The organism is Frankia sp. AgB1.9 (genome assembly GCF_016786355.1).
Classification (GTDB): domain Bacteria; phylum Actinomycetota; class Actinomycetes; order Frankiales; family Frankiaceae; genus Pseudofrankia.
On the sequence record NZ_JADWYX010000060.1, the window covers coordinates 47,445 to 53,501 of the forward strand.

Sequence of the window (6,057 nt, forward strand, 5' to 3'; positions counted from 1 at the left end):
GGGGCGGGGGCGGGGCGCCCCGGGGCACCAACACGACCAGCGCCTCAGCGTCCCGCCCCGGGCCGCCGCCGGGAGGGCGGCGGCCGGTCTTGGACTCACCGTCACCGGCGCTCGCGCGACGGTGACCTTCAGGAACAGCAGTCGCACCACCGAACACGCCGGCGGCCGGCGGGGCGGTCACCTGGCGACAGGGGCCGGGCTGACCGTCGTGTCCGACGCACTCGCGGCCGTCGCGCGGTCCCTGACCGGCGAGGTCAGGGTGATCGTCCTGCGGGGCGAGCCGTGGTCGTTACCGACCGAGACGGCCCCCGAGGAAGCGGCCCGGCACGAGCGCCACGCGCCGGACGGGCCACCGGATGAGGCTGTCGCCCTCGAACCCCTGGTAGCCCGTTGGCAGGCCGCGTTCGGCTGGCTGTCCGACCGGGCCGACCTGATCAGCGTCGCCGCCGTCGCCGGCCCGGCCAGCGGCGCCGGCCTGCAGCTCGCGCTGTCCTGCGACCTGCGCGTCCTGACCGAGGACGCCACCCTCGCCCTCCCGGAGGCCGCGCACGGCCTGGTGCCGGGACTGGGGGTCACCACAACCCTCGTTGACCTCCTCGGCTACCCGACCGCGCTCGACCTGTGCCTGACCGGCCGCCGGCTCACCGCCACCGAGGCGCTCGCCGCGGGCGTCGCCCAGCGGGTCGTGCCGGCAGCGGACCTCGACCGGGCCGTGGACGACCTTGTCGCCGCTGTGCTGGCCACCCCGCGGGCCGCGGCCGTCGAGACGAAGGCCCTGCTGAACGGGGCCCGGCGCCACGCTGATCGGCGCGCCGCCGAGCGCGCCGCGCTGGCCCGCTGCCTCGCCGACCGTCCCACCGGCTGACCCCCGGCCTGTGCCGGGCTTGGCACCGGCCGATGTCGGGGAATGCTGTGCGTCGTCCTGGTCCTTACAGTCCGGGTACGGCAACCAGCGAAGGGACACGTGCGGCGGATGTCACCCCCGGCAGGTCGGAACGCCTGGACGACGATGAGCAGCTTCCAACGTGACCGGTCGGTCGCGCGGCAGAAGCTGCGCCCCGGGACGATCCGGCGGATCGCCGGCTTCGCCCGGCCCTACCGGCGGCTGCTGCTCGCGTTCCTGCTGGTCGTGGTGCTCGACGCCGCGCTAGGCACCACGCTGCCGCTGATCTACAAGGCGATCATCGACGACGGGATCACCCGCGGCCGGGTGGGTCTCGTCGAGGTGCTCGCCGCGGTCCTCGCGGTCCTCGCGCTGGTCGACGCGGGCCTGTCGCTGGTGTCGCGCTGGCTGTCGGTGCGGATCGGCGAGGGCCTGATCTTCGACATGCGCTCCCGGGTGTTCGACCACGTGCAGCGCCAGCCGTTGGCCTTCTTCAGCCGGACCCAGACCGGAGCGCTGATCACCCGGCTGAACAACGACGTGCTCGGCGCGCAGTCGGCGTTCACCAACACGCTGTCGGCCGTGCTCTCGAACATCCTCACGGTCGGGTTCGTGCTGGCCGCCATGTTCACGCTGTCCTGGCAGGTGACGCTGATCGCGCTGGTCCTGGTGCCGGTGTTCGTCGTCCCGGCCAAGAAGCTGGCGCCGCGGCTCGCGTCGCTGACCCGGGAGAGCTACGGGCTCAACGCCGAGATGAACACCACGATGACCGAGCGGTTCAACGTCGCCGGCGCGCAGCTGGCCAAGCTCTACGGCGACCCCGCCCGCGAGGCCACCGCGTTCCGCCGGCAGGCGGGCCGGGTCCGCGACATCGGCGTCACCCAGGCCATGTACGGGCGGGTGTTCTTCGCGTCGATGACGCTGGTCGCTGCGCTCGCGACCGCGGTCGTCTACGGCCTGGGTGGCCGGTACGCCGCGGAGGGCCACATCGCGGTCGGCACGATCGTCGCGCTGACCGCGTACCTCACCCGGCTCTACGGACCGCTCACCCAGCTGTCCAACGTGCACGTCGACGTGATGACGGCGCTGGTCTCGTTCGAGCGGGTCTTCGAGGTGCTCGACCTGGAGCCGGCGATCGCCGACCGGCCCGGCGCCGTCGCGCTCGCGCCGCCCGCCGGGGGCGCGAGCATCGAGTTCGACCATGTCGGGTTCCGCTACCCCGCGGCCAGCGAGGTGTCGCTGGCGTCGCTGGAGTCGGTCGCCGTCCTCGACCCGCGCGTCCCGGCGCCGGTGCTGCACGACGTGACGTTCCGGGTGGCGCCCGGCGAGCTGGTGGCGCTGGTCGGCCCGTCGGGCGCCGGCAAGACGACGATCAGCCAGCTGGTGCCGCGGATCTACGACGCGGTCGACGGCACGGTGCGGGTCGGCGGCCAGGATGTGCGGGACGTCACGATCGCCTCGCTGCGCGCGACCGTCGGCGTCGTCACCCAGGACGCGCACATGTTCCACGACACGATCAGGGCGAACCTCGGCTACGCCCGCGCCGACGCCACCGACGACCTCATGTGGGCCGCGCTCGACGCCGCCCAGATCGGGGCGCTGGTGCGCTCGCTGCCCGACGGCCTGGACACGGTCGTGGGTGAGCGCGGCTACCGCCTCTCCGGCGGCGAGAAGCAGCGGCTGGCGATCGCCCGGCTGCTGGTGAAGGAACCGAGCGTCGTCGTGCTCGACGAGGCGACCGCCCATCTGGACAGCGAGTCGGAGGCGGCCGTGCAGCGGGCGCTCGCCGCCGCGTTGACCGGGCGGACCGCGCTCGTCATCGCCCACCGGCTCTCGACGATCCGGGACGCGGACCGCATCCTCGTCATCGAGGACGGCCGGGTCGTCGAGGAGGGCCGGCACGCCGCCCTGCTCGACCAGGGCGGCCTCTACGCGGAGCTCTACCGGACCCAGTTCGCCACGGAGTCCCCGGCTGGAGTCGCGGAGTCCCCGGCCGGAGTCGCGGCGGCCTAGCGGGCGCTTCCCCCGGATCTTGGTCGATCCGCGGGAAGCGCCCTAAGCCCGGCCGTTGCCGCGGCGATATATATGGACGGTCGCGTCTCGTTATTCCGCTGTGGTCGGCGGCCCGGAAATATCGCCGGCGCCGTTCTTCGAACCCGTCGCGGCCGCGTCCCGCTGCTGCTCGGGTTCGTCCTGCGGAACGGCAATGTCGACGTCACCCGAGGGGCGGCGGTGAATCGCCGGATTGTTGGTCATACCGCGCTCCGGGAGACCCTGTGTGGCTGCGTCATCCCTACCTCCGCACGTCGTCGAGCGCAGGGACCGCCGGGCGTCGTTGCTCGGATTCCCTTGCTGTGCTGGGACTTTGGGTTCCCTGGTTGGCTGCCGACCCCTGAGTCGCCGCGCGGGGGCTGTCGCCAATCTGACAGGGAACTGCCGGCGGATGCCGGTCGCTCGACGGTACGCCGTCACGCGCTGGGGCGCACTGGGTTACGGCATGTCCGTAACGCGCGGAGTGTCCACCGAAGGTGGCGGTCGAAGTGCGACGCGCCGACACTCCCGGATGGCCCGCCGTCCAAACCCGGACGATCATTTCCTAGGCTTTGACTCGTGCCACGAAGAGCCAAGATTGTCTGTACGTTGGGTCCGGCTACCAACTCCCCCGAGCGGGTGCGTGCCCTTGTCGATGCCGGAATGGACATCGCACGCCTCAACTTCTCCCATGGAACACATGAGCAACACGCGACGGTGTACCGGAAGGTCCGCGACGCCAGCGCGGAGTCCGGCCGCGCGGTCGGCATCCTCGCCGACCTGCAGGGGCCGAAGATCCGGCTGGGAACCTTCGCCTCAGGCGGGGTGACCCTCGTCCCCGGTGAGCAGTTCACGATCACCGTGCGCGACGTCGCCGGCGACCAGCACCAGGTCGGCACCACCTACCCGGGCCTGCCCGGCGACGTGAAGACCGGCGACCGGATCCTGGTCGACGACGGCCGGCTGGTGCTGACGATCGACGGGGTCACCGACACCGACGTCCACACCACCGTCGTCATCGGCGGGCCGGTCAGCAACAACAAGGGCATGAACATCCCCAGTGCCGCCCTCACCGTCCCGGCCCTCACGGACAAGGACGAGGAGGACCTGCGCTACGCCCTGGAGCTGGGCGTCGACATGGTCGCCCTGTCGTTCGTCCGCTCGGCCGCCGACGCGGAGAAGGTCCGCAAGATCATGGACGAGGTCGGGATCCGTGTCCCGGTCATCGCCAAGATCGAGAAGCCGCAGGCGGTCGCCGAGCTGGACGGCATCGTCGAGGCGTTCGACGGGCTCATGGTCGCCCGCGGCGACCTGGGCGTCGAGCTCCCGCTCGAGGACGTGCCGCTGGTCCAGAAGCGGGCGGTCAGTGCCGCCCGGGAGCGGGCCAAGCCGGTCATCGTCGCCACCCAGGTGCTCGAGTCGATGATCAGCGCGCCCCGGCCGACCAGGGCCGAGGCGAGCGACTGCGCCAACGCCGTCCTGGACGGCGCCGACGCGATCATGCTGTCGGCGGAGACCAGCGTCGGCGCGTACCCGATCGAGTCCGTCTCGACGATGGCCCGGATCATCGAGACCGCCGAGCACGACCTTTCCCGGGTGCACCCGCTGCGGACCGCTCCGCGCACGCTCGGCGGCGCGATCGCCCAGGCCGCGGTCGAGGTCGGTGCCGCGGTCGGCGCCCGCTACCTGGTCGCGCACACGCTGTCGGGCGACACCGCCCGCCGGCTGGCCCGCTACCGGTCGTACGTGCCGATCCTCGGGTTCACCCCGATCCCGGACATGCGCAACCAGATGGCGCTGTTCTGGGGCGTCGAGACGTTCGTCGTGCCGTTCGCGAACAGCACCGACGAGATGGTCCGCCAGGTGGACGAGGCGCTGCTCCAGATCGGTCGGTGCAGCCCGGGTGAGCTCGTCGTCGTCGTCGCGGGAACGCCCCCGGGCGTCGCCGGCATGACCAACACGATGCGGGTGCACCGGATCGGCGAGGCCGTCTGACGCTGACCGTCCCGCCAGCCTCAGGCTTCTGAGCCGCTGGTCGGGCCACCCTTCCCGAGAGCGTGCCGCCCCCGAGCTGGGGTCCGCCGTGCCCAGGCATGGCGGCCCCAGCTCTCCGCGTTTCCGGGGCAGGCGGTTATGCCGCTCGTAGCCGGGTGAGCGTGCTCTCGGTAGGGTCCGGCCAGTCGGTGTTTCCCACGCCGTGCCGGACCTCCCCCGACGCGCGGACGACCGCGCGCGTGCCCGGCCCGGTTCGGGGCTCGCCGGCTCTCGGTCTCAAGCGTCGGGAGCGGTGGATGGTCGAACAGCGCAAACCGGCGTCGGGCCCGGACGACGCCGAGCCATCCGGGCCTGACGGCGGCTCGCCGCGTCCTGGCGCGCCCGGGACCGCGCGCCCCGCTGGGAGCGGGCCGCCGGCACCGGCCGCAGGCCCTGGTCAGGGCCGTCCTGCCGGTGCGCCGGCGCCCCCACCTGGAGCCGGCGGTCCCTCGCCTGGGGCCGGCGGGCCGGCCGCGGCGCGGCCCGGCCTGCCGCGGCCCGCCGGCGCCGGGCCAGCGCCGGTCAGGCATCCGGGCGGTGCGCCAGGATCGCCGGCGGCCGGCCCACCGCAGGCCGGGTCGTCTGGGGGCTCCGGCGGCGCCACGCGCCTGCCACCCGCCTCGTCCGGTCCGCCGGCGGTGCCCGGGGGCGTGGCCGCGCCGCGCCCGGCCGCGGGTGGGCCGGCTGGCCAGCGTGGGCCGACCGCGTTCTCCTCCGCCCGCCCGCCTGCCCCTGGAGGTACCTCGCCGTCCAGGCCGTCGGGATCGTCCGGACCGTCGGGATCGTCGGGGTCTTCCGGCTCCGCGGGGTCGGCTGCCTCCTCGGGATCGTCTTCGTCCTCGGGATCGTCCGCGTCGCAGGCTGGGCCGTCCGGGCGGCCGGCCGGGTCGGGCTCAGGTGCGGTCGCCCCGGCGCGCGGCCAGAGCGCGTTTCCCGGAGGCGGCCAGCCGGTGTCCTCGCCGGGCGGCACCGCGCCGGTACCCGGCGGGCGCCCAGCGGCCGCCCCGGGTGGGCCGACGGCACGCCCGGGGCAGCCCGCCCCGGCGGCCGGAGGCGCGGGCATGTCCGCGACCGGGCGTCCAGCGGCCGCGCGGCCGGGACAGCCGACC

4 protein-coding genes and 1 pseudogene are annotated in these 6,057 nt (G+C 73.9%); 3 read left to right on the forward strand and 2 right to left on the reverse strand.

Annotation, left to right across the window (positions count from 1 at the left end; genetic code table 11):
* Together I6A60_RS23400 and I6A60_RS23405 are read left to right on the forward strand one after the other, a co-directional pair.
* Positions 1 to 865: enoyl-CoA hydratase/isomerase family protein (locus tag I6A60_RS23400; RefSeq protein ID WP_238436047.1), on the forward strand; the 865-nt coding region annotated here is incomplete at its 5' end.
* 108 nt (positions 866 to 973) lie between these two features.
* Positions 974 to 2,896, forward strand: a complete 1,923-nt coding sequence (locus I6A60_RS23405) for an ABC transporter ATP-binding protein (RefSeq protein ID WP_203022190.1) — start codon at positions 974 to 976, stop codon at positions 2,894 to 2,896.
* 90 nt (positions 2,897 to 2,986) lie between these two features.
* On the opposite strand, the gene I6A60_RS23410 is transcribed toward I6A60_RS23405, so the two are convergent.
* Complete coding sequence (locus I6A60_RS23410) at positions 2,987 to 3,139, reverse strand: hypothetical protein (protein ID WP_203022189.1); 153 nt, start codon at positions 3,137 to 3,139, stop codon at positions 2,987 to 2,989.
* Positions 3,140 to 3,493: 354 nt separating this feature from the next.
* On the opposite strand from I6A60_RS23410, the gene pyk reads away from it, so the two are divergent.
* Complete coding sequence (gene pyk, locus I6A60_RS23415) at positions 3,494 to 4,909, forward strand: pyruvate kinase (RefSeq protein ID WP_203022188.1); 1,416 nt, start codon at positions 3,494 to 3,496, stop codon at positions 4,907 to 4,909.
* A gap of 436 nt (positions 4,910 to 5,345) precedes the next feature.
* On the opposite strand, the pseudogene I6A60_RS23420 reads toward pyk, so the two are convergent.
* Positions 5,346 to 6,057, reverse strand: a pseudogene (locus tag I6A60_RS23420) (hypothetical protein); the annotation flags it as partial.